The following is a 2,288-nucleotide window of genomic DNA, read 5'->3' on the forward strand; positions in this document are numbered from 1 at the left end:
CGCCTTTCCTCGCTATCACGCCCGCTTCGGCGAGCCCGCTCGCCTCCAGACTTCGAAAGCAGACCCGATGAGCGATACGCCTCCCGACCGCCTGTCCGCCAATCCCGACAGCCCCTTCTATTACGCCGCCGCCATGGAGCGGGGCGTGGGCGTGCGCTTCAAGGGCGTCGAGAAGAACAATGTCGACGAATACTGCGTCAGCGAAGGCTGGGTGCGGGTGACCGCCGGCAAGACCGTCGACCGCAAGGGCAACGCCATGACCATCAAGCTGCAAGGCGAGGTCGTGCCGTACTTCCGCGACCTCGAAGCGCCGTCCGAGTAGGACGCGGGTGAGCGATCCCGATCTCCAGGCCATGGCCGACGACGAGCTGTCGCGGGCCATGACCCTGAGCTGGCGCGAACTCTCGAAGGTGATTCCCTGGGGAGACACCTTCGAGGGCATTTCGCCGGCCGGCCGCCACGTCGAGGTCGAGCGGAACTACCTCTGGGCCGCCCAGGAAGGCGGCGACATCCTGTGCGAGGTCGCCGTCTATGGCGGCGAGAGCCGCTATGACCAGGGCGCCCGCGCCCGAGGCGTGATTTCCCGCCGCTGAACTCAACCTTCGCCGTGCAAGCGTCGCGCGCATGCGTTAACCATAACGGTGCTCGTCGAATGGCGCTTGCGGGAGGGGTGGGGTGTATCAATCCGAGTTTCCGGTCGAGACGCCGGTCCCGATCTTCGATCCGACCCTGCTGGCCGGCATCGTCCTGATCGCGCTCGCGGTCGCCGCCCTGGCCTATTGCGCGGGGCGCTTCACGGGCCGCAAGGGCCGGGACGAGCGCTGGCGCGACGTGCCCAAGACCATTCACAAGGCGATCCTGGCCCGCTGCGTGGCCGCCACCAGCGCGCCGACGGGCGAGCTGCTGCGCCGCGCCGAGGAACTGGTCGCCGAGGTCGAGGCCCGCGTGGGCGCGCTGATCGAGTTCGGCGCCGGCGGCAAGGCGCTGAAGGCGCTGAGCAAGGCCTGCGTCGGCGAGTTTCCCAAGCCCGAGGTCAAGGCCGAGCACAAGCCGAAACCCAAACCCAAGGTCTGCACCTGCGGCGGCCACGACGAGGCCAAGGCTGGCCACGATCCCCACGCCAAGCCGCACGAGCCGGCGACCTGCAAGGCGCCCGCGCCCTGCCAGTGCGTGATCTGCTGCGCGCCGGTGACCGTCGGCGGCCTGGCCTTGGCGACGCCGCAGGTGAAGATCAGCAGCAAGCAGACGGTGATCATCAACGCCGCCGCCAGCCCGGCCCAGGCCGCCGCGCCGCACCGCTGCACCTGCGGGGCCGACGCCCACGGCAAGGATCACGACGACCACGAGCACGACGAGGACAAGCCCGAGCCGCCGCTGGAGTGGAACGAGCATATGCGCCGCCTGCGCCTGGTGGTGGTCGAGTTCGCCGACGTCTGGAACAGCCCCGACAACCTGCGCCTGCTCGAACGCTGCCAGAAGCAGCTGACCCACACCGAGCCGGCCCCGAAGTCCGCCCACGGACATGACGACGGCCATGGGGGCGGCCACGGTCACTGAACGGCGCCGCTTGGTTGGGCGCGATTAGGTGCGTATGCTCACGGCAAGGGCGAAATACCCGGTTTCCGCCACGGTCGAGGGCGGACGATTGAGAGCGTTTCCATCGCGGCGCCAGATCGATCGGCGCTCGCGGTGTGTCGCCAGAGCGTGATTCGGCGTAGAGACGGCTCCGTCTTCGCGGGCCGCGGGCCGAAGCAGGAGGAAAGGAATAGGCATGGCCGCGACGGTCTCATCCCTGACGCCGGGTTCGCCGGACGCCGCCAGTGAGCAGTTGTCGCTCTCGGACTATGTGCCGTACCGCCTGGCCACGGCCTCCAGCGCCGTCAGCCGCCTGATCGCCCGCGCCTACGAGGACCGCTTCGGCCTGTCGATCCCGCAGTGGCGGCTGATGTCCACCCTGATCGAGGGGCCGCTGACCCAGCACCAGGCCGTGGCGCGCACCGCCATGGACAAGGTCCGCGTCAGCCGCGCCGCCCAGGATCTGGTCGAGCGTCGCCTGGTGGCCCGCATCACCAATCGCACCGACCGCCGCTCGCACACGCTGGAACTGACCGCCGCCGGCCGCCGCCTGTTCGCCGAGATCCGCCCGCTGGCCCTGGCCTATGAGGCCGCCCTGCTGGCGGGCCTGGCTCCCGGCGAGGTGGCGACTTTGAAGCGCCTGATGGGCCGGCTGGAAGCCGCCGCCGTGCAGCTCTACGGCGCCGACGCGCCGCCCGACGCCGCCGCGCCGC

Annotated in this window: 4 protein-coding genes; all 4 read left to right on the plus strand. The window is 70.1% G+C overall.

Going from position 1 to position 2,288, the window contains the following annotated elements:
• Nucleotides 1–67: 67 nt before the first annotated feature.
• Nucleotides 68–322, plus strand: a complete 255-nt coding sequence (locus DMC18_RS24920; protein ID WP_110133413.1) for a DUF3297 family protein — start codon at nucleotides 68–70, stop codon at nucleotides 320–322.
• A gap of 31 nt (nucleotides 323–353) precedes the next feature.
• On the plus strand, nucleotides 354–593 hold the full coding sequence (locus DMC18_RS24925; protein ID WP_110121944.1) for a hypothetical protein: 240 nt from the start codon (nucleotides 354–356) through the stop codon (nucleotides 591–593).
• A gap of 82 nt (nucleotides 594–675) precedes the next feature.
• Nucleotides 676–1,557, plus strand: coding sequence for a hypothetical protein (locus tag DMC18_RS24930; RefSeq protein ID WP_110121942.1), 882 nt, complete (start codon nucleotides 676–678; stop codon nucleotides 1,555–1,557).
• A gap of 214 nt (nucleotides 1,558–1,771) precedes the next feature.
• The coding region (locus DMC18_RS24935) for a MarR family winged helix-turn-helix transcriptional regulator (protein WP_110133414.1) at nucleotides 1,772–2,288 on the plus strand (517 nt) is incomplete at its 3' end.

Source organism: Caulobacter sp. D5 (genome assembly GCF_003185805.1).
In the GTDB taxonomy this organism is placed as follows: domain Bacteria; phylum Pseudomonadota; class Alphaproteobacteria; order Caulobacterales; family Caulobacteraceae; genus Caulobacter.